This is a genomic window from Pseudomonas sp. TNT3 (assembly GCF_010095445.2).
Taxonomy (GTDB): Bacteria; Pseudomonadota; Gammaproteobacteria; order Pseudomonadales; family Pseudomonadaceae; genus Aquipseudomonas.
Genome location: NZ_WFGV02000029.1, coordinates 1 through 19405, shown reverse-complemented (window position 1 = coordinate 19405; position 19405 = coordinate 1). Strand labels below are relative to the sequence as shown.

Here is a 19405-nt window from a genome sequence, read left to right as displayed (position 1 = left end):
CGCTGGGCTGCGTAGCGGCCCCAAAGATGGGCCTGCTGCGCAGTCCAGCGGGAGTGAACTCCCTCGCCACAGGTATTTGTCCTACCTGACCTTAACGCTTGATCAAAGAAATCTTCGTCCCTTCGATACTGACCCCGGCCATTAAGCCTTGCTGGTCGAAAATAAACGCATACGCGTCGTCTTTGAGCGTCGAGCTGGACAGGTTTTTCGCAGCCCCCTCATCGACCACTACAACGGTTGGGCCGACACCAATTTCCCAGCCCTTGGTTTCACTCACGTATTTCACCGCTTTGTCGGTCATCAGAAACACTGCATACCCATACGACTGGGCACCTGCCTGCAGCCCCCATGACCCGGTAACGGAGTTGTAGTAATTCTCGACTTTCGTGCCCTTCATCAAGGTGCCTTCGCCATAGCTCCCGCCGAACACCAGGCCGGCCTTGATGATTTTTGGGAAGACGAGCACGGCTTTGGCTTTGTGCGCGATGGTTTCTGCAAAGGGCGTGGCTTTGTAGAGCGTTTGCAACGCTTGTCGAGAGTCGGCATTGAGGTCCTCGGCGGTGGCGGCCCCTGCCGTGTTGAGGAAGCTCGCCGAGGCTAATGAGGCGGTTGCGAGGAAGATCGAAAGGAAGAAGCGCATCGAATGAGTCATGTCCGTACTCCGATAAGGGAGCATGGGATGGCAGCAGTGGCATTCGACGTCTGCGTGAGGCAGGAGCGAGGCGACTGAAGGTTATCCGGTGCACCCTGAAGTGTGTGAATCGCAAGCGTCGCACTTGAATGAAACGGGCGTGAGGCCTTAGCTCAAGGGCGATGCCATCACAGGGTTTGACCACTGCGTAATCGCCGGGTTCGTTGTCCTGGGCTTTCTGTTAACTTTTGCGAATAAGATCAAATACACAAAATCCAGCGGATTGACGGTGGATCAGAAAGAGGGCGATGCATGTACATCGGTGAACTGGCCAGGTTGTCGGGTAGCACGCCCAAAGCCATTCGTTTGTATGAACAACTGGGCCTGCTGACGCCGCAGCGCAGCGGCAGCTATCGGCTGTACACGGCTCATCACCTGACGCTGGTGCAGATGATTCGCAGTGCCCAGTCCGTGGGGTTCAAGCTCGGGGAGATGAGCGAGTTACTGGCCGCCAAGCAGCATCAGGCGCCGTTTCCCCTGGCGCTGGCCAACCAGGGCATCGAGCTCAAGCGACTGGAGTTGCAAGCGCAGATCCTGGCTTTGCAGAGTCGGGAGCAGCGCCTGACGCAGTTGCAGCAACAGATCAATCTGCAATTCGCCTCAGTGGCTGGCGCGGCATTCATTCCATGCTCAGAAGATGTTGCACCTGCATCAGCGCGCCAATAGGTATTCAAACGCTTGCCTTAGGGCGTGCTGCGGCGAGCGTGGCTGGTAGCCCAGCTCATTGATGGCTTTGTCGATGCAGTAGACCTGGCGTACCCCATAAAACATTCGCACCTGACTCCTCAGCAATTCGGCGGGCTGACCGGTGTACCGGGCCCGTAGTTCTTGCAGACAGGCGATCAGCAGTAGCAAGGTTCTTGGTGCGCGGCGTGGCAAACGATAATCGGGGCACAGGGTGTTGAGTGCCTCGATTACGTCAGCCAGTGATGACGAGTGCTGATTGGCGAGTAGATAACGGTGGCCGGGGCGACCTTTTTCAGCCGCGCTGATCAGGCCATCGGCGACGTCGCGCACATCGACAAAGTTGAAATGAAAGTTCGGGTCCAGCGGCAGTTTGCGCGCCAGCACGGCCGCGAGAAATCCCATGGTGTCGGTCAGCCGCGTGGCATGAGGGCCGATGATTGCCGAGGGCAATACGGCGATCATTGGCAGGTCACAGGCTTGGGCGGTGTCCCAGGCGACGCGTTCAGAAAGGATCTTCGAGCGGTAGTACGGGTTGCTCTGATCAGTGTTCCAGCTGCTTTCATCCAGGCGCTGGCCGTCGTGTCCCACCGCCGCGACGGAGCTGACATAGACCACCCGCCGGACCCCGGCCTCGGCGGCGGCGCGTAGTATGTTGCGGGTGCCTTGCACATTGACGTCGACGATCTCGGTGTCTGGATTGCTTGCCCAGTGTTTAAACACTGCTGCTACCTGGTACAGCACGTCCACCCCTTGCAGGGCTTGGCGCAGCGAGTCAGGGTCTTGCAGTTCGGCGCGAACAATCTGGCAATCAAGCCCACTCAGCGCGGTGCTTTGCTGCGGGTCCCGGACACCTGCGCGCACAGCTTGCCCCCGGGCGAGCAGCGCCCGGACCAAGGTGTTGCCAAGATGCCCGTTGGCACCGGTGACCATCGATAGCGTATTCATGAATTGCCTTATCCGCTGACGGCGGAACCTGAACGGAAAAGGCAGGGTGTGGGTTGTCCCTAAGGACAGAGTCAAGTGCTGGCGTGAGGCCTCGTACGCCTGTCTCTTTTATTCAAGGCAACCTTCAGAAGTCGCGGGCAGACTATCGAGAAACGCGGCAATTTGCCGGGTGCCACGCAGGTGCAGGGTTGGAACATGCGGGCCAACGGCCAGGCGCACTGACTCGATACCTGGACGGTAGCCTCGGTCGAACGTCCACACGAAGTTCAAAAAGGTCAGGAACGCCCGGTCGATCTTCTCTGTACAGCCGGCTGGAAGGTCTGGGCGAGGGTGGTTCATGACGCTGCGCAGGATCACCCGGGTCAAGCAGGTGAGGCGCGGCGTGTCGAGCCAGATGATCAGGTCGGTTCGAGGCAGGCGCAGTTCGAAGGTGCGACGCGCATAGTTGCCTTCACAAATCCACGCGTCCGGTTCAATGGCTTCGCGGACCCGTGCGCGGAATTGCTCGGCGTCGGGTTCGACCCAGCCGGGTTCCCAGAATAGCTTGTCCAGGTGCACCACGGGGATACCCAGGCGCTCGCCAAGTGCGCGGGCGAGGGTGGATTTGCCGCTACCGGCATTGCCCAGAATGACGACGCGTTGCATGGTGACTTCCTGTCGCGAAAAAAGCCGACAATTGTGCCTAACTCTGATCGCTTTGACGATCTACAGACGAGCAGAATTCTGTGGTGAGGGGATTTATCCCCGTTGGGCTGCGCAGCAGCCCCAAAACCATCACTATCGGTGAACCTGATACACCTAGGTTGCAGGGTTGGGGGCTGCTGCGCAGCCCAACGGGGATAAATCCCCTCACCACAAGGTTTTGGGTCTGCGGCGGCATTTCGATGAATCCCCTTGCCACAGGATGCTGCTCGAATGTTATTCAAACCATCCAGTGAGCAACGCCGCACCCAACGCAACCAACACCGTGTTGAGACAGACCAGCGCAAAACCAAACCTGACCAGATCGCTTTCTTCTTGCGCCTGGGTTTTAGCCAGTCCCAGGATCAGCATGACGATCGACAGCGATCCCAGTGCGGCATGACCCGCAGCGCTGTTCTGCACGGCGGCCAGCAACAGGCGGGAGCCTTCGGGCAACATGGCGATAGCCGGCATGAAGATCGCGTTGCCACCGACGTTCGACCCGGTCATGTAGCCAGACAGCGCGCCAAGCATCGCCACCAGTGACGTCGCGGCGGTCGGCGACAGGCCTGCGAGCAATTGCATCAAGCCCGCCAGAAAGCCGGCTTTCACCATCATTTGCGACATCGCGAGAAAGAAGAAAATCGTCAACAGTGGCCGCTTTGCCCGAGCGACCAACGCAGCCGGCAGGCTGACGTCAGACCCTGGCTGGCGTTGTGTAGTGCGCGTGTGAAACCAGAGCCCGATCAGCACCAGAATCAACGCCACGCCAGGCGAGGCGAGGGGTTTCCAGCTGACCTGCGCGCCCTGTACGACCCAGTGATCCTGCCAGGCAGTGATCGCCCACACGGTCTTCAACGCAACAATCAGAACGATCAGCGCCAGATACGGCCATGCCTGACGCGGCCATTGCACCGCACCGCGCTCGCCATCACGGCGACGGAGCCCGGCGGACAGCACGGCGACTGACGTCACCAGACCTGCAGCAACGCCAGCCACCTCCGGCCCCAACCAACGACTGGCGCTGTACAGCACACCCACGAACAGCAGCCAGAAAACCCCCAGCGACCGCCATTCCCGCGACTCGCGAACACCGGCCAGGTACAGCGCCATCGCACTGAGGGCCAGGAACACCGGCGCGCTGGTCAACGCCGAAGTCGACGCCAGGGCAGGGGCGTCCAGATGAGCCAGCGAGGCACCAATGACCGACGCCAGGCCCAGCGTGCCCCACGGCATGATTGCCATGCCAGCCAGGGCAATTCGCAGCGCGACGCGACGTTCGAAGAGGCTGAGCAGCAGGGGGACGGTTGCGATCAACGACACGCCAAACCCTGTCATCGCCTCCAGCAGCGGTGCCAGCCCGAGGACGATGAACACCAGCTGATCGCCGCGCCCCAGACCCAACGAACGCACCCACTGACTGAATGCCTGGTTGACGCCCAGACGCTCGATAAAAATCACGAACGCCAGCCCCGGCACGATCACGAAGGCTGTGCTTGCAAACAGCACGGCGGTGTCCTGAGCGGCAGCTATCAGACTGCCCAGGTGCCAGGCATCGGCCGCGCCGGCGAGCCAAAGCACCACCACCAGTAGCGTGCCGGCGATGGCGGCGTGAACGGGGGGGCGGCGCAGCACCACGAGCATGGCGGTCACCAACAGGACGGGGGAGAGATGGAACAGTGCGAGCATGCCGATAATATCCTGTGTGAGTTCCCGAGCAGCGCTGCTCCTGCAGGCTGTCGGCAAGATAATATTTCTCGCGGCTAGATAAAGGGTCGCAGTTTTCTGCTAGTTTTCGAGAAAATTTCTCGCGGAACGACCATGGCCAAAACCGACGCTGCATCCGAATCCCTGGATAAATTCGACCGTGCCATCCTGGACCTCGTCCAGCGTGACAACACCACACCGCTGCGGCTGATGGCCGAACAGGTCAACCTCTCCACGGCCGCAGTCCAGCGCCGTATCAAACGGATGCAAGAGCGGGGCGTCATCACGGGCAATGTCGCCATCGTCGACCCCACCGCCGTAGGACGGCCGATCACGATCATCGTCGAAGTCATGGCCGAGCGCACCAGTATCGAGGCACTGGAAGCGATGAAGGCACACTTTGCCGTGCCCGAAGTCCAGCAGTGTTACTACGTCACGGGCGAAGTGGATTTCGTTCTGGTGCTGACCGTTGCCAGCATGCAGGAATACCAGGCATTGGCGCGGCGGTTGTTTGCCGAAAACGCCAACGTGACCTGGTTCAAGACCATCGTGGCGCTGGACCGCGTGAAGGTCGGGCTTGAGGTGCCAAGCGTGCCTGGGTGAGCCTGGACTGAACGGTCTTGCGTCGCCCCTACGCCTTGAAAGTCCCCAAAGGCTTCAAAAAGTAAACCACCCGCTCGGTCTCCGCGAAGCCCAATGACTCATGCATGGCATGGCTTGCCTGGTTATCCAGCAGTGCATCCGAAGCCAGTTCGGTGCAGCCGGTTTCTTCGGCCCACTGTTGGATGCCCGCCACGAGTTGCCGCGCTATGCCTTGGCGGCGACTGTCGGGCTGGACGTACAGGCCTTCGAGAAAGGCCACCGGCGAGGAGTGAGTACCGTTGACGTAGTCCGACCGGATCGATGCCTCGGCAAATCCTTGCGCGGTGCCGTTCTCACTGACGAAGATCAGCACCAGATAACGCTCCGGCGCGCTCAGCATCGTCTGTTTGTCATCGTCATTGTTTGCGGCGGAATCAGGCCACAGGGCAACACGCAGCGGCAGCCAGCCGTCGTGGTCGAGCAACGTGCAACGTTTGATCATGGGGGGAACACTCGAAGGAATGGCCGCCGATCATAGATCATTCCCGGTGATATCGGCCGGACGGATTTGCTGCGGTCGCAAGCGCGTCCGATCAGCACCGGCCCAACGCCGGTGCCGAGTGCTTGCCTTAGAATCGATACTTCGCCGAAGCCGTGAAGCTGCGCGGTGCACCGTATGTCAGGGCGCCGTAGGCGTCGAAGATGTCGAAGTACTTTTCGTCGGTGATGTTGTCGGCATTCACCTGCGCCGAGAGGTTTTCGGTGATCTCGTAGCGCGCCATCAGGTTGACCAGTGCATAGGCATCCTGCTGGATTTTTTCGGAGTTGCCTGCCGGGTTGATGGCATAGGTGTAGATCGAGTCCTGCCAGTTGACCCCGCCGCCAATGGTCAGCTTGTTGAAAGCACCGGGCAGACGGTAGGTGGTAAAGGTGCGCAGCAATTTGGTCGGGTACAGCGTGTTGACGTCGTCGCCGTTGGCATCGTCAGCCTTGAACTGGGTGTAGCCCACCGAGGCATTCCAGTCGGTTGCCAGCTCGCCGGAAACTTCCAGCTCGAAACCCTTGCTGGTCGCGCCTTCACTGGCCTCGTAGGCGAAGCCGCCGACAGGGTTCGCAGGGTCGATCAGCGCGCCGGTGTTCTGGCCCAGATTGTCCTGCTTGATCTGGAAAATCGCGGCGGAGGCGTTCAGGCGGCCATCGAAGTACTCACCCTTGAGTCCCAGCTCGGTGCTTTCACCAACGATCGGTTCCAGCGTCTGGCCATTGCGGTCGCGGACCGACTGCGGCAGGAAGATTTCCGTGTAGCTGGCATAGGCCGAGAGGTTGTCGTTGAGGTCGTAGACAACGCCTGCATAAGGGGTCAGCTCATGATCGACATCGGTCTTGCTCACTTCGGAAAAGACGTCATCACTGGTCTGCTCGTACCAGCTCTCACGCGCGCCCAGAATCACTTTGAAATCGTCGGTCACGTTCAAGCGCGTGGCGGCGTAGAGCCCTTTTTGTCGGGTCTCGCTGTAGCCGTAGTCTGTCTTCGGGCCCCACACCGGCTCGGGGAACTTACCGTTGTAGGCATCGAAGTCGGCTACCCCGCCGAACCCCGTCTGCGCGTCGAGTGAATCGGCGTCGAACTTCTGTTTACTGTCCACATAACCAAAGGCCAGTTCGTGCTCACGACCCAGCATCGAGAACGGGCCGTTGAAGCGGATGCCGTAGTCATCCTGGGTGGTTTCGGTCTTGTAGGTCGCCGGGAACGAAGCCATGCCGGCGCTGCCGTTCTGCCCCGGATTGCCGGAAAGGTAGAGCAGGGAAGAGTCACTGGTTCGCTCGCCACGGTTGTAGCTGAGGTTGACTGTCCAGTCGTTGGCAAAGGTGTGATCAAGGTTGACGAAGTAGGTCTTGTAGGTGGTGTCCCACTTGCTCCAGTCGGCAGAAGTCGTCTTGGAGCGGCTCCAGTGGGTGCGGCTGCCGTCGGCGTACCAGACGGGCAGACCGCCCCACATCGGCGAGTCGGCGTTGCTTTCCTGATGGCTCAAACCGAACCAGAGCGTGGTGTCGGGCGTCAGGTCGATGTCCATCGTGCCGTAGAGGGTCTGGCGCTTGTTCGAGTTCATATCGATCCACGTGTCGCCCTCGTTGGTCTCCCCGACCAGTCGTGCGCGGATCGTGCCTTCCGAATTCAACGCAGTGGCCACATCGGCCTCGACGCCATAGGTGTCCCATGTTCCGCCGCTCAATTCGACCGAACCTTTCAGGTCCGTACTGCTGGCGCGCTTGCGCACCATATTGATGGACGCGGAAGGGTCGCCGGCACCGGTCATCAAACCGTTGGCGCCACGCACTATTTCAACGCGGTCATACATGGCCAGGCTGCTGAAAATCTCCCCCGAACTCCATGGCTGCTCATAGATGGTGGGCACGCCATCGATCATCAGCGAGTTGAGCTCAAAGCCGCGAGCGTTGAACTGTGCCCGGCTGGTCTCGTAGCGGTTGACCGACACACCGGTGGCGTTATTGACCACGTCGAGGATCGTCTTCAGGTCCTGGTCCTGTATGCGCTGTTGGGTCACGACGCTGACCGACTGCGGCGTCTCGCGCAGCGACATGCTCAGCGGCGTGGCCGTGCGTGCAGCCTCGGTCGTGTACGAATGGGTGTCTTCGGTCACGGCGCTGGGCTTGCGATTGTCAGTTTCCGTGATAGCGATCGGTGCCAAGGTCACAGAGCTTCCCGTCTCTGTCTGCTCAGTGTGTTCCGCCGCCTGCACCGAGGGCGCCGCGAAGGCGATACCGGCCGCAAGCATGTGCACGGCCAGAGCCAGAGGGCGCAGTGCCAAAGGCGCGCGCGGCGTAACGGTATGTGGTGAACACAGGGCGATGGGAGAGGGCATGCGAGCTCACGTATGATTTTGATGTTATTGGGAATCAATATCATACGCAGTTACGAAATATTGCCAAACACTTATTTGCGAATGTTTCTCATAACGGCGGAATAATCGCTTGCTGAGTGGGCCCGTCGGCGCAGCACCAGCGATTGCGCCCTTGTTGTTTTGCCAGGTAGAGCTGCGCGTCTGCCAGCTTCAGCAGGGCAGCCGGCGTGACGTCTTCGATGCTCGGCCGGCTTACCGCTATCCCGGCGCTTGCGGTCACTTTGCCCAGCGCAGACTCGGCGTGTTCGATGTTCAGGGCTCGTATGGCGTCCAGGATGTCCTCGACAACCTGTTTGGCGCCTGCGGTGTTCGTGTTGGGAAGCAGCACGGTAAATTCTTCTCCACCGTACCTGACGGCCAGGTCACCAGGTCTTTTGACCGCCCGCTGAATCGCGCCGCCCACGGCGCTCAGGCAGTCATCGCCTGCGGCATGGCCATACCGGTCGTTGTAGCGTTTGAAGTAGTCGACATCGAGCATGACCACGGCGAGCGATGAGCCTTGGCGTCTGGCCAGGCGTATTTCATCGACCAGCGCTGTATCCAGACGCCGACGGTTGCCCAGCCCGGTCAGGCTGTCCGTCAGCGCCATGTCCCGCATCGCCTGGTGCACGCGACGCAGTTGCCGTTCCATCACCATTCTTTGGCGCAACTGACTCAAGACGATCAGGCCGAAGACCGCGAGTACGGCGATCAAAAAAATCAGCACGAAGCCGGTTTTCAGAAGATCACGGCGCCAGGGTGCCGTGATGGACTCGCGCGAAAGCCCGGCTTCCACGACAAGGGGGTAGGTCGTCAATGCTCTGTAACCGTACAGGCGATCAGTGTCGTCGATGACCGCTTTCACTTCTGCGACGCCTTCGTTGGCGTGTGGCAAGTAGCGCTGGAAGATCTCGCTATTGGCCAGGCTTTTACCGACGACGGATGCCATGAAAGGGCGTCGAACCAGGATGGTTCCGTTGCGCAAGGCCAGCACCAGAGCGCCTTTGTCATCGATTTTGAAATCGCCGTAATAGTCCATGAAGTAACTGACCTTGAGGGTTCCCAGCAGTACACCGGCGAAAGAGCCATCCTTGTTGTTCAAGCGGCGTGAGATGGGAATGATCAGATCATCGGTGGATCTGCTTTTGACGACGTCGCCGATACGCACGTTTCGATCTTCGTGAGTACGGTGGTATTTGAAGTAATCGCGGTCGGCATTGTTCGCGGTATCGGGGGTTATTTCCTTGTCCGTGACAATCCAATGCCCGTCGGCGCCATAAATAAACAACCCATGCAGCTGGGGCATTATTTTGGATTGCTCTATCAGCAATTTATGAATGCGCGGGACGTCGATGTTCTCTAATCCGTCGCCTTCCACCCGTTCGCTGAGCGCGGTGGTCAGCACGTCGACTTGCCGGATGGCATCTTCCGCATGCTGAGCCGTTGCGCGCGCCAGATTCGTTACCGAATCGTGGGCCGATGCAAACGCGGCGCGATAGTCACGCCATTCCCGCCAGCCTTCAACCGCCATGAATGCAAAGACGACCAGCAGCATGAAGCTCACGGTGAGTCGGAAGATGGTTCGCGCACGCACCGCTTTTGCAGCGGCAGCCTCGGGGGCGCTTTCTACCTTGAATCCTGGCTCTTCACTGGGGAGCATTGCACGTCCTTTACGACTGATCTGTGCATTCAACTATCAATGCAGGCAGGTTAGTCCATTGGTTTCATCTCTGAAAAACCATAGTGCGCCTTCGTGCGGTGTCCAGGCTGACGTTACCTCTGAGTGCTCGGAAGGGCCTTGATCTACTGCCCTGACAAGACCATGCGACTGCTACTTGATTCAATCTATTAGCCAAATGAGTCACATAAAAACAATCTTTCTAGCGAACGCTTATTTTTGGTGTAACGTTAGAAAACAAATCAGATAGAGGTTTCCATGTCCAAACTTGCAGAGTTCCGCCAACTTGAAAAACACCTCGCCGAGCAGCTCAAAGCGCTTGAAACCTTAAAAGGGGATGCAGGCCTCAAACAGGAAATTGAATTCGAAACCAAACTTCGCGCGTTGCTTGCCAAGTACGGCTACAGCCTGAAAGACATCGTCAACCTGCTCGATCCAAAAGCAGGTAGCCGCACGCCCGCAGCCCAGCCGAAGTCAGGCACTCGCAAAGCGCGCCAAGTGAAGGTTTATAAAAACCCGAAAACGGGCGAAGTCGTAGAAACCAAAGGCGGTAATCACAAAACGCTTAAAGAGTGGAAGGCCGAACATGGCTCCGACACCGTTGAGTCGTGGCGTAGCGCGTAATAATTTCAGTGCAAAAAAAGGCCCTTCAGGGGCCTTTTGTTTGAATGGACTTCAATACCTGTAGCAGCTGGCGAAGCCTGTGCTGAAACCTGTGGCGAGGGAGTTTACTCCCGCTGGGTCGCGCAGCGGCCCTAAGCTTTTACCTTTAATGCGGGCGGACTGCTGCGCAGCCCAGCGGGAGTAAACTCCCTCGCCACACGTATAGCGTCGCGCTTAACGCAGGCTTCGCCAGCTGCTACAGAACATCGTGTTTGCCTGTGATTTCACTGGTGTTAGAAGTAATACCCGATATTGATATTCGTCCGGTAATACCACTCATTACTCCCCGCCGACTGGGTGTTGGTAAAGCCCGTTCCATTCTCCGCGCCGCCGTACGGGTTGGCGTTCCTTGCCCAGGTCAGGTCGAGCCACGCGATGATCGGCATGGCCAGGAATTGCGCGCCGACGGTATACATCTGGGAGTCGTCCCAACCGCTTTTGTCTTTCATCATGCGGCTGTAGTCGTTGTAGAGCTTGATCTTCTTCAATTGCCCGAGTTTCGGCGTTGGAATGTCGTAACCGACGTTCAGTGAAACCAAAGTAGCTTTAGAGGCGATCAAGTAGGCGGGCGTGAGGCCGTTGCCACCCATCAGCACGGAATCGTCGCTGACGCCTGCCGGGTTTTTCGGGTCGTATTCATAGCGAATACCTTGGGTGGTAACGGTCCACGGGCCTTTGTTGATGATGGCGTGGATGCCACCGGCCCAATAGTCGCCGTCATCCTTGGTGGTGTCGTTGTACAGCTGGGCGGCGGCGACCGATGCGCCGATCTCGGTTTTCCAGCCATCGTTGGTAAAGGTCCGCGCGACGCGGGCGTTGATCTGGTTGTGTTTCTCGTTGTCCTTGCGTGACTGGGTGAACGGGATCGCATTGTCTTTAAGATCAGCGTAGCGCCCGACTTCCGGCGAATAGCGAATGTCCGACGGCAACATGCGCGGGAAGAAGCCCAGTTGCACATCCCACTCCTTATCCTTGTAACTGTATTTCAAACCCGTGCCGGCGCTGACGCCATAACCCATGAAGAAGGGCAGGTGATAACTCCAGCCGAACTGCGGATACGGTTCGAGACCGAATGGCTTGAAGGGTGCGCCCAGTTGCAGGTTCGAATTGCTGTTCAAGCGATAACCGACAAAACCGCGATCAATGGAGCGCTTTCCGTCATCTTGAAACCAATAGCCAACATCGCTGTAGAGGTTCTTGTAAGTGGCCTGTACGTCGATGCGGAAAGTGTCGAAGAGAAACCGACCATTGTTTTCAGTGGTGTCCCAATGTTCGTCGCGGTAGTTGGTGCGCAACGCACCACCGATGTCCAGGCTGCTCTCGCCATCGTCACTGCGCCAGGCGATATGCGGGAAAGGCTTTTTGCCGGTCGTTGATGCTTCGGGCGCAGCAGGGCCGGGCTCGCCCGCGAAACTGACGCAACTGCACAACATCAATCCCAGGCATAGAACGTTATTCTTCATGTTGACCTCCCCTGTAGTGTTAAGTGACTGGCAACACTTTTCCGCCGCCTTGAAAAAGGCAGGGATGAATAACCAGAAAGTGTTGCTCTTATCAGTTGCGTGTCGGTATTGACTGTTTCACAGGTAATACGGCGTCTGGCCTATGAACTTGATGTGAATAGAGCAGAAACTATGCCAACTCTACCGGGTTGCCTTTTGTCTAGTAAAAACAATGGTTTATATGGGAAACGCATTTTCTTGTGTTGCCCGTGAAACAGGGCGCTGGCGGGGTAACGAAATTGCACGTTATCTGTGCGTCTTTACTTCACGCGCATAAAAAAAGGCCGACAACACTGTCGGCCTGTTTAACGGGTGAACTAACTAACAGCGTTATAGATCGAGCACCAAACGACGACTCTTGCACCCTGACACACACACCATCATGGATTTATTGGCCGCACGTTCGGCTTTGGTCAGCACGCCGTCACGGTGGTCGATATCACCCTCCAGCACCCGCGTCTCGCAGGACCCGCACACCCCTTCGCGACAGCTGTAGTCGATGTCGCAACCCGCCTCCAGCAACACGTCGAGCAAACTCAAACCCGGCTCGATCGACAGGGTTTTGCCGGATTTCTTCAGTTCGACGCTGTAACTGCTCTGCGCATCTTCGGAGGGCGGCAGTTCAGCCGCGACGAAGCGCTCGATGTGCGCATGGGGATAGCCGAGGCCTTCGCAGGTGCTTTCGAAGGCATCGAGCATGGGCGTCGGGCCGCAGCAGTAGAAATGCGTGTCGGCAGGTTGATTCGCCAGGTAAGCGCCCAGGTCCGGCGGCACGCCTTTTTCGTCGTTGAAGTGGTAGTGCACTTTCGCGCCCAGGCCGCTGAGCTCTTGCACCAGGGCCGCTTCCTGCCGCGAACGGGCGCAGTAGATCAGTTCGGCGGATTTTCCCAGTGCCAGCAGTTGGCGAAACATGCAGTAGATCGGCGTGATGCCGATACCGCCGGCAACTAAAACGCTGTGCTTGGCGCTAAGGTCGAGCTGGAAGTTATTGCGCGGCGACGAAATCGGCAGTTGCATGCCGACCCGCAGTTGTCCGTGCACATATTCCGAACCGCCACGGCTGTTGCGATCGCGCAGGATGCCGACCACATAGCGGCCTTGATCGCTCGGGGAGTTGAGCAGCGAGTAGCTGCGCACCAGGCCATTGGGCAAGTGCAGGTCGATGTGCGACCCGGCTTCGAACGGGGCGAATACCGTATCGCCATAGGGCCGCAACTCGACACTGATGATGCCGTCAGCTTCGTAGCGCAGGGTGTGCACGAGCGCGGTGAGGGGGGAGGAATGGGACATCGGTCACCTCTTTTCGACAGTTCGCAAATCGAGATCGAGACGCGCGCCGGCCTCGATCTCCACCCGCAGTTCGGGAAACACCAGCGCGCTTACTTCGACCAGCGTCGAGGTCGGGAACACCGCATGACCTGCAAAGAAATCACGCCGCGCGCGACCCACGTCCTCTTTGTCGGCGATGTCGGTCACATACACCGTCAGCCGGTAGAGGTTGCCGACATGGCCGCCTGCTGCTTCAACCAGCGCGCGGATTTTGTTCAACACAACCAGCGTCTGTGCGTAGGCGTCCAGCGGCGCGCCAGCCTTGAGGGCCTGGCGCGTGGCGGGATGCCCGGTCATGCCGGACATCACCACGTCGTTGCCGATCCGCAAGGCATTCGACCAGGTGCTGCCGGCCGGCTCGCTCAACGAGCCGGCTTGAACACGCTGCACGGCTGCACTCATGACAACTGCTTCGCGTCGATCAACTCCAGTTGAGCCTTCGCCGCGTTTTTCAGGTAGCGACGCAGACGCACCACACCGAGGTCATGCTGGTAGAGGTTTTCCCGCTGGTTGGCGTCCGGCTCCATGAACTCGAGCAACACCCGGTCCTGTTCCAGCACCGCCCAGTGCCGCGCTTCCAGTCGGTTCTTGTAGAGGAAGCGCCAGGTGTCGCGCTGCCAGCCGGTGAGTGGACGGCAACGCCAGTGGAACACCGCCGACAGCGAGCGGCTGCTTGGGGTGTAGCTGCCGATGATGGTGAAGTTTCCGCCGGGGCCGCCGGTTTTCGGGTAGGGAATTTCCAGACGCAGCCAGTGGCAGCTGTTGTCCATGAATTCGGTCCAGTCGAAGTTCACGCCACGCTGGCCTTCCTTCTCGAAGAAGAACCCGGTGTCGGTGTCACGGGTGACGAATTTGGCCGTGGCTTCGCCTTCACTCATGGAGTGCGACATCTTGTGCAGGTAGGTGCCGTGCATCGGGTCCATGACGTTGTCGATGACGTAACGGTAATCGCCTTTCCACTCGGCGTAGCAGATGAAGCTGCTCCACTCGGGGGAGGTCAGTTGCTCGGGCAGGACCAGTTCGGGCGGGGTGTCCACGTGCGGCTCGGCAGCGTTGTAGAGAAAGATCGCGCCTGCGGCTTCACGGGTGTGGAACATCCGCGTCGGGCGGCTGCCTTCGAGTTTGCAACCGGGGCTGCCGGGGACTTTGGTGACGGTGCCGTCGCAGCGCACTTCAACGCCGTGATACGGGCATTGCAGACGGTCGCCGAGAATCGGTCCCTGGGACAACGGCGCACCGCGATGCGGGCAATGATCTTCGAGGGCGTGCACGTGGCCGTCATTGTCGCGCCACAAGGCAATCTTGTAGCCCAGTCGACGGATCGACACTGGTTTCTCGCCCAGCTGGTCGGACGGCAAGACCGGGAACCAAAGGTTCTTCAGGCCGTTTGCCAAGTGGTTTTCTACAGGATCGACGGTTGTATTCATGTTCATTTCTTATTTACCTCCGGCGGGTCATTCGCCCAGCCGAGCCATCAGGGTTGTGTAGGCGTCCGGGGTCCACTCTCCGGTGGTGAGCGGGCAGGGCGGCCCGGCCCGGTTCAGGTGCGCGAGCAGGTCCGGCAGCTCGGTCACGCCATTGCCGAACGCGCGCTCGATGGAGTCGCCAAGCAACTCTTCGAACTGCGTGTTGGGCCGTTTGCGGGCCTGATGGGGCTCCAGGTAGGGTTCGGTATTGCTCATCTCATTGACCTCCATTGCGTACCCGTTCGCGGATCATTTCGCGCACGGGAATAAAGTCGTACGTCGGGAACACTTCAGTGCTGAACACCCCCCAGGCCGAGCGTTCGAGCTCGACGTTGAGGGTCGGCAGCAGGCTGGGCGGCAAGCGCAAGGTGACGATCTGGCCCAGGCCCATGGCCACGGTCCAGGACACCACCTCGACACCTTGCGGGGGAAACCGCTCCCACCAGTCCTGCTGCTTCATGTGCCGCTGAATGTCTTCCAGGTTCTTCGATTGGTCGTGCTTGAGCAGCACGGTCACCCGCAGCGATTCGCTCATGCTCAAGCCACGTTGGGCATGGGCACGGCCCAGGCGTCATAGCCATAGACCCAGTCGGCGTTCCCGCCATCCTTGAGCCATTGATTGCCGCGTGAACCGATCTGGATCTGACTGGTGCGCTGCAACCGCGACTGCTCGTAAGCCTGCAGGGCATCGGCGATCCCGGCCGTGCCGGTCAGGTCTTGCAGATGACGGGCGAGCACCACCGCGTCCTCGATGGCCTGGCCAGCGCCCTGCGCCATGAACGGCATCATCGGGTGGCAGGCGTCGCCCAGCAGCGTCATGGCACCTTTAGACCAGAAAGGCAGCGGATCGCGTTCGTACAGCGCCGTCTTGAGCACCTCGCTGCAAGCATCAAGCAGTGCCCGGGCGTCTCCGTGGAAATCCTGATAGTGGCTGCGCAATTCATCGGCATCGCCAGCGCTGGTCCAGGATTCTTCATGCCAGCTGTCCTGGGCGGTGGTGGCGAAGATGAAGATGTCCCGGCCCTGATTCAGCGGAAAAGTGACGATCTGGCTTTGCGGCGTCGGGCCCCACCATTTGGTGAATGCCTGGATGTTCGGCACGTGCGCCACGCGCTCGGTCGGCACCACCGCGCGGTAGGCGACCACGCCGGTAAAGCGCGGTTGCTCGTCGCCGAACAGCGCGTTGCGCACCACCGAGTGGATGCCGTCGGCGCCGATCAACAGATCGGTCACGTGGCGGCTGCCATCCTTGAAGCGCAGTTCGATACCGTCGGCGTTTTGCGTCACCTGTTCCGCGCGCTTGCCAAACTGCACCTGGGTTTGCGGAAACACGTCCGCCAACGCTGCCAGCAGGTCGGCGCGGTGAATGGTCAGTTGCGGCGCGCCGTATTTTTGTTCGGCGGCATCGGACATTTCCAGGCGCGAGGTTTCCTCGCCGCTGTCCCACATCCGGCTGATGCGATGGGTCGGGCGAGCAGCGGGAATGCGCACCGCAGCACCCACACCCAAACCGTCCAGGGCACGCACGGCGTTCGGGGTCAGGTTGATGTCGGCACCAACCCGCAGGAAGGCTTTCGACTGTTCGAACACGGTGACGTGATGGCCGGCACGGTGCAGGGCAATGGCGGCGGTCAGGCCACCGATGCCGGCGCCGGCAATGGCGATATTCAACGAAGACATGGACGACTCCTGCTCAGGGTTTTGGCTTGTCGGTGAGGAATTTGCCTTGGGGCGCTTCCACGTTGTGCTGGCGTCGCGTGTTGCCATCGATGCCGCCGGCAATCGCCCATTCGGCGAAAACCGTGGGGCCCGGTTCGAAGGTGCGTGGCTCCCATTCGCCGGTCAGTTGATCCTCATCGGCGTAGTACTCGACCAGTGCGCCGGCCGGGTTCTTGAAGTACCAGAAGAACGCCGACGACACCGGGTGGCGTCCCGGGCCGATTTCCGTGGCCCAGCCGCTGCGGGAGATGTGCATGCCGCCACCGAACACTTCGTGCACATCGCGCACGGTGAACGCGACGTGGTTGAGGCCGGCGCGAGGGGCGGGCAGTTGCAGCATGAACAGGTCGTGGTGACCGCCTTCTTCGGCAGTGCGCAAGAACGCGCCGCGGTCCGGATAACGGTCCGAGGCCTGGAAGCCGAAGCGCTCGTGATAGAAGGCTTCGCAGGCGTTGACGTCCTTGACGAAAAACACCACGTGGCCGACTTCGATCGGCGTCGCTCGGTCATAGATCGGTGCCGCTTTGTTGATCCGGCCTTTGGTCTGCCAGGTGTTGTGGCCGCTGCACTCGATGTTCAGCTCACGCTTGCGGGTGACTTGCAGGCGGATTGCCAGGCCATTGGGGTCGGTGCAACCGATGCGCCCGTTGGCTTCGATAAAGCCCGGATCGTTGGCGATGCGCTCGCTGTACAGCTTCAGGTCAGCCTCGCTGGCCACGCCCCAGACCACTTCGCGCACGGTCGAACCGGCTTCGATGGCGGGCGGCAAGCCGGCCTTGTTGATGTCGGCGAGCACCACGCGGCAGCCATTGAGGGTTTCGAAGATCACCTCGTCAGGTTGCTCGCTGACTTTGCTCAGGCCCCAGTCGCTGAAAAATCGTGCGCTGGTGTCGAGGTCTTCGACGCCGTAGGTGACTTCATCAATGCCTAAAACGCTCATAACCCTACCTCGCGTTGCACACCGGCCCAGGCCAGTGGCTGTTCATTCATGCCCCAATAAAGGCTCTTCTGTTCCATGTACTGCAGGATGCCGAGGCGACCTTTTTCCCGGCCCAGACCGCTGTCGCGCCAGCCACCGAACGGGGTGGAGATCGAGAACTGCTTGTAGGTGTTGATCCACACCGTACCGGCCTGGATTTTTCGTCCCAGCGCCCAGGCACGCTTGTAATCGCGGGTCCAGATGCCGGCGGCGAGGGCGTACAGGCTGTCGTTGGCCTGCTCAAGCAATTGCGCCTCGTCATCGAACGGCATGGCCACCAGCACCGGACCAAAGATTTCCTCCTGGCAGACTTGCTGGGTGTTGTTCAAGCCTTCGAGGATGGTCGGCGGGTAGTAGTAACCCTGGTCGTAGATTCCGCCTTTCGGACGCTGGCCGCCGAGCAGCAACCGACCGCCTTCGGCCAGTCCCAGCGCGACATAACGCTCGACCGATTCACGGTGACTGGCGCTGATCAGCGGCCCCATTTGCGTGCGCTCATCCGCCGGATCACCGACGCGCAGTTCGGCCGCCGCCGCCACCAGTCGCGCCATGAACGGCGCGTACAGAGCCCGTGCAATGAACAACCGCGAACCGGCGATACAGGCTTCGCCCGAGGAGCTGAAAATGCCATACAACACCCCGGCCACCGCATGATCAAGGTCGGCGTCCTCGAGCACGATGGTCGGCGATTTGCCGCCCAGTTCCAGGGATACCGGCATCATCTTGTCAGCGGCGATGTGGGCAATGTGCTTGCCGGTTCTGGTGCCGCCGGTGAACGACACACGCTTGATCAGCGGGTGACGCGTCAGAGCATCGCCGAGCAGCGAGCCTTTGCCCGGCAGCACGCTGAGCAGGCCTCTGGGCAACCCGGCGTCTTCGCAGATGCGCGCCAGTTGCAAGGCCATCAGCGGCGTGATTTCCGCTGGTTTGATCACCACGGCGTTGCCCGCCGCCAGTGCCGGCGCCACCTTCTGCGCTTCGCTGGCAATCGGTGAGTTCCACGGGGTGATCGCGGCGATCACGCCCATCGGCTCGTACACGCTCATGGTGACGAAATCACCACGGGACGGCGTGATGGTTTCTTCGAGGGTTTCGCACGCCGAGGCGAAGAACTGGAACGTGCCGGCAGCGCTGGCCACCAACGCCCGGGTTTCGTTGATCGGTTTGCCATTGTCCTGACGCTGCAGTTGCGCCAGTTCTTCGCTGCGCTCACGGATCAGCTCGGCAATGCGGTACAGCACGCTCGCCCGCTCATGGGGTTTGCGCTGCGCCCAGCCGCTGTGCAAAAACGCCTGATGCGCACCTTGCACGGCGTCTTCCACGTCTTCGACACTGGCGGCGTTCAGCCAGGCAACGGCCTCGCCGGTCGCCGGGTAGCACGTGGCGTAACGTTCGCCGCGCCCCAGTCGCCATTCGCCGGCGATGCAGATGGGTAACGTCTGTTCAAAAGTCATCGCTGTCCCCTAAATCGAAATCGCGTGAGCGTGGTTGCCCAAGGCGCGGACGACGCTGTAAACGGTCAAGGCCGAGGTCTTCGGATTGGCCAGCAGCGGCTTGCCACGCAGGCTCAATTCGAAACCGCCAAAGGCGCCGCGGGCTTCGAAGTGATGTACGTTTTCCTCGCTCTGCGGGTCGGCGATCAGCGTCACGTGGGTGCGGTCCAGGCCAAGCCCGGCCAGCGACAAGGTCGCGGCCACGTTGGCGTTCTTCGGGTAAAGGTGCGCCGCTTCCCGGGCGCTGCCCTGAAAAATCACCGTGGCTTCGGTGATGCTGTCCAGGTCGCACACTGTTTCCGCCGGTGTGTTTTTCCAGGCCCGGGCCGGTTTGCGGCCGGTGTAGTTGACCGCGTCCAGGCCGCCGACCTTGGCCGCCG

General features: G+C 60.1%; 20 protein-coding genes. 3 read left to right on the top strand and 17 right to left on the bottom strand.

What is annotated here, in order from left to right; genetic code table 11:
- Nucleotides 1-91: 91 nt before the first annotated feature.
- A complete protein-coding gene (locus tag GBC55_RS17475) occupies nucleotides 92-652 on the bottom strand; it encodes a lipid-binding SYLF domain-containing protein (protein WP_162438817.1) in 561 nt (186 codons plus the stop codon).
- 291 nt (nucleotides 653-943) lie between these two features.
- Here GBC55_RS17475 and GBC55_RS17470 point away from each other — a divergent pair, with 291 nt between their 5' ends.
- Entirely contained in the window at nucleotides 944-1357 is a 414-nt protein-coding gene (locus GBC55_RS17470; protein ID WP_162438818.1) for a MerR family transcriptional regulator, read from the top strand.
- Here the strand turns inward: GBC55_RS17470 and GBC55_RS17465 are convergent.
- From GBC55_RS17465 to GBC55_RS17455, 3 genes are all read right to left on the bottom strand, one after another.
- Complete coding sequence (locus GBC55_RS17465) at nucleotides 1343-2323, bottom strand: NAD-dependent epimerase/dehydratase family protein (protein WP_247266937.1); 981 nt, start codon at nucleotides 2321-2323, stop codon at nucleotides 1343-1345. The two genes, GBC55_RS17470 and GBC55_RS17465, sit on opposite strands and share 15 nt — an antisense overlap.
- A 108-nt stretch (nucleotides 2324-2431) precedes the next feature.
- Nucleotides 2432-2968 carry an AAA family ATPase gene (locus GBC55_RS17460; RefSeq protein ID WP_162438819.1) on the bottom strand — a complete coding sequence of 179 codons (537 nt, stop codon included), beginning with the start codon at nucleotides 2966-2968 and terminating at the stop codon, nucleotides 2432-2434.
- Between the two features lie 273 nt (nucleotides 2969-3241).
- A complete protein-coding gene (locus GBC55_RS17455; RefSeq protein WP_162438820.1) occupies nucleotides 3242-4693 on the bottom strand; it encodes an L-lactate permease in 1452 nt (483 codons plus the stop codon).
- Between the two features lie 132 nt (nucleotides 4694-4825).
- On the opposite strand from GBC55_RS17455, the gene GBC55_RS17450 reads away from it, so the two are divergent.
- A complete protein-coding gene (locus tag GBC55_RS17450) occupies nucleotides 4826-5314 on the top strand; it encodes an Lrp/AsnC family transcriptional regulator (protein ID WP_162438821.1) in 489 nt (162 codons plus the stop codon).
- Nucleotides 5315-5342: 28 nt separating this feature from the next.
- Here GBC55_RS17450 and aac(6') read toward each other — a convergent pair whose 3' ends face one another.
- The 3 genes from aac(6') to GBC55_RS17435 form a co-directional block, all read right to left on the bottom strand.
- Complete coding sequence (gene aac(6'), locus GBC55_RS17445) at nucleotides 5343-5795, bottom strand: aminoglycoside 6'-N-acetyltransferase (RefSeq protein ID WP_162438822.1); 453 nt, start codon at nucleotides 5793-5795, stop codon at nucleotides 5343-5345.
- Nucleotides 5796-5922: 127 nt separating this feature from the next.
- Nucleotides 5923-8178, bottom strand: a complete 2256-nt coding sequence (locus GBC55_RS17440; RefSeq protein ID WP_162438823.1) for a TonB-dependent siderophore receptor — start codon at nucleotides 8176-8178, stop codon at nucleotides 5923-5925.
- 88 nt (nucleotides 8179-8266) lie between these two features.
- Entirely contained in the window at nucleotides 8267-9856 is a 1590-nt protein-coding gene (locus GBC55_RS17435) for a sensor domain-containing diguanylate cyclase (RefSeq protein WP_162438824.1), read from the bottom strand.
- Nucleotides 9857-10132: 276 nt separating this feature from the next.
- Here GBC55_RS17435 and GBC55_RS17430 point away from each other — a divergent pair, with 276 nt between their 5' ends.
- A complete protein-coding gene (locus GBC55_RS17430; RefSeq protein WP_162438825.1) occupies nucleotides 10133-10498 on the top strand; it encodes a histone-like nucleoid-structuring protein, MvaT/MvaU family in 366 nt (121 codons plus the stop codon).
- Nucleotides 10499-10770: 272 nt separating this feature from the next.
- Here GBC55_RS17430 and GBC55_RS17425 read toward each other — a convergent pair whose 3' ends face one another.
- The 10 genes from GBC55_RS17425 to GBC55_RS17380 form a co-directional block, all read right to left on the bottom strand.
- A complete protein-coding gene (locus GBC55_RS17425; protein WP_162438826.1) occupies nucleotides 10771-12000 on the bottom strand; it encodes a hypothetical protein in 1230 nt (409 codons plus the stop codon).
- Nucleotides 12001-12369: 369 nt separating this feature from the next.
- Nucleotides 12370-13329, bottom strand: coding sequence for a PDR/VanB family oxidoreductase (locus tag GBC55_RS17420; RefSeq protein ID WP_162438827.1), 960 nt, complete (start codon nucleotides 13327-13329; stop codon nucleotides 12370-12372).
- 3 nt (nucleotides 13330-13332) lie between these two features.
- Nucleotides 13333-13770 carry a Rid family hydrolase gene (locus GBC55_RS17415; RefSeq protein WP_162438828.1) on the bottom strand — a complete coding sequence of 146 codons (438 nt, stop codon included), beginning with the start codon at nucleotides 13768-13770 and terminating at the stop codon, nucleotides 13333-13335.
- Nucleotides 13767-14801: an aromatic ring-hydroxylating dioxygenase subunit alpha gene (locus GBC55_RS17410; protein ID WP_162438829.1), complete on the bottom strand. Its 1035-nt coding sequence runs from the start codon at nucleotides 14799-14801 to the stop codon at nucleotides 13767-13769. Before GBC55_RS17410 ends, GBC55_RS17415 begins: the two co-directional genes overlap by 4 nt.
- A gap of 21 nt (nucleotides 14802-14822) precedes the next feature.
- The gene (locus tag GBC55_RS17405; RefSeq protein ID WP_162438830.1) at nucleotides 14823-15050 is read right to left on the bottom strand and encodes a recombinase-like helix-turn-helix domain-containing protein; all 228 of its coding nucleotides are present in this window, start codon (nucleotides 15048-15050) and stop codon (nucleotides 14823-14825) included.
- Nucleotide 15051: 1 nt separating this feature from the next.
- Nucleotides 15052-15369, bottom strand: coding sequence for a hypothetical protein (locus GBC55_RS17400; protein ID WP_162438831.1), 318 nt, complete (start codon nucleotides 15367-15369; stop codon nucleotides 15052-15054).
- Nucleotides 15370-15371: 2 nt separating this feature from the next.
- Nucleotides 15372-16514, bottom strand: a complete 1143-nt coding sequence (locus tag GBC55_RS17395) for an FAD-dependent monooxygenase (RefSeq protein ID WP_162438832.1) — start codon at nucleotides 16512-16514, stop codon at nucleotides 15372-15374.
- 13 nt (nucleotides 16515-16527) lie between these two features.
- The gene (locus GBC55_RS17390) at nucleotides 16528-17493 is read right to left on the bottom strand and encodes a VOC family protein (protein ID WP_162438833.1); all 966 of its coding nucleotides are present in this window, start codon (nucleotides 17491-17493) and stop codon (nucleotides 16528-16530) included.
- Entirely contained in the window at nucleotides 17490-18986 is a 1497-nt protein-coding gene (locus GBC55_RS17385; protein ID WP_162438834.1) for an aldehyde dehydrogenase, read from the bottom strand. Before GBC55_RS17385 ends, GBC55_RS17390 begins: the two co-directional genes overlap by 4 nt.
- A gap of 9 nt (nucleotides 18987-18995) precedes the next feature.
- The coding region (locus GBC55_RS17380; RefSeq protein WP_162438835.1) for an aspartate dehydrogenase at nucleotides 18996-19405 on the bottom strand (410 nt) is incomplete at its 5' end.

What these genes read in the sequence shown, in the direction of transcription:
- GBC55_RS17475 (WP_162438817.1), bottom strand. Translation starts at nt 652, where the DNA reads ATGACTCATTCGATGCGCTTCTTCCTTTCGATCTTCCTCGCAACCGCC.
- GBC55_RS17470 (WP_162438818.1), top strand. Translation starts at nt 944, where the DNA reads ATGTACATCGGTGAACTGGCCAGGTTGTCGGGTAGCACGCCCAAAGCC.
- GBC55_RS17465 (WP_247266937.1), bottom strand. Translation starts at nt 2,323, where the DNA reads ATGAATACGCTATCGATGGTCACCGGTGCCAACGGGCATCTTGGCAAC.
- GBC55_RS17460 (WP_162438819.1), bottom strand. Translation starts at nt 2,968, where the DNA reads ATGCAACGCGTCGTCATTCTGGGCAATGCCGGTAGCGGCAAATCCACC.
- GBC55_RS17455 (WP_162438820.1), bottom strand. Translation starts at nt 4,693, where the DNA reads ATGCTCGCACTGTTCCATCTCTCCCCCGTCCTGTTGGTGACCGCCATG.
- GBC55_RS17450 (WP_162438821.1), top strand. Translation starts at nt 4,826, where the DNA reads ATGGCCAAAACCGACGCTGCATCCGAATCCCTGGATAAATTCGACCGT.
- GBC55_RS17440 (WP_162438823.1), bottom strand. Translation starts at nt 8,178, where the DNA reads ATGCCCTCTCCCATCGCCCTGTGTTCACCACATACCGTTACGCCGCGC.
- GBC55_RS17435 (WP_162438824.1), bottom strand. Translation starts at nt 9,856, where the DNA reads ATGCTCCCCAGTGAAGAGCCAGGATTCAAGGTAGAAAGCGCCCCCGAG.
- GBC55_RS17430 (WP_162438825.1), top strand. Translation starts at nt 10,133, where the DNA reads ATGTCCAAACTTGCAGAGTTCCGCCAACTTGAAAAACACCTCGCCGAG.
- GBC55_RS17425 (WP_162438826.1), bottom strand. Translation starts at nt 12,000, where the DNA reads ATGAAGAATAACGTTCTATGCCTGGGATTGATGTTGTGCAGTTGCGTC.
- GBC55_RS17420 (WP_162438827.1), bottom strand. Translation starts at nt 13,329, where the DNA reads ATGTCCCATTCCTCCCCCCTCACCGCGCTCGTGCACACCCTGCGCTAC.
- GBC55_RS17415 (WP_162438828.1), bottom strand. Translation starts at nt 13,770, where the DNA reads ATGAGTGCAGCCGTGCAGCGTGTTCAAGCCGGCTCGTTGAGCGAGCCG.
- GBC55_RS17410 (WP_162438829.1), bottom strand. Translation starts at nt 14,801, where the DNA reads ATGAACATGAATACAACCGTCGATCCTGTAGAAAACCACTTGGCAAAC.
- GBC55_RS17405 (WP_162438830.1), bottom strand. Translation starts at nt 15,050, where the DNA reads ATGAGCAATACCGAACCCTACCTGGAGCCCCATCAGGCCCGCAAACGG.
- GBC55_RS17400 (WP_162438831.1), bottom strand. Translation starts at nt 15,369, where the DNA reads ATGAGCGAATCGCTGCGGGTGACCGTGCTGCTCAAGCACGACCAATCG.
- GBC55_RS17395 (WP_162438832.1), bottom strand. Translation starts at nt 16,514, where the DNA reads ATGTCTTCGTTGAATATCGCCATTGCCGGCGCCGGCATCGGTGGCCTG.
- GBC55_RS17390 (WP_162438833.1), bottom strand. Translation starts at nt 17,493, where the DNA reads ATGAGCGTTTTAGGCATTGATGAAGTCACCTACGGCGTCGAAGACCTC.
- GBC55_RS17385 (WP_162438834.1), bottom strand. Translation starts at nt 18,986, where the DNA reads ATGACTTTTGAACAGACGTTACCCATCTGCATCGCCGGCGAATGGCGA.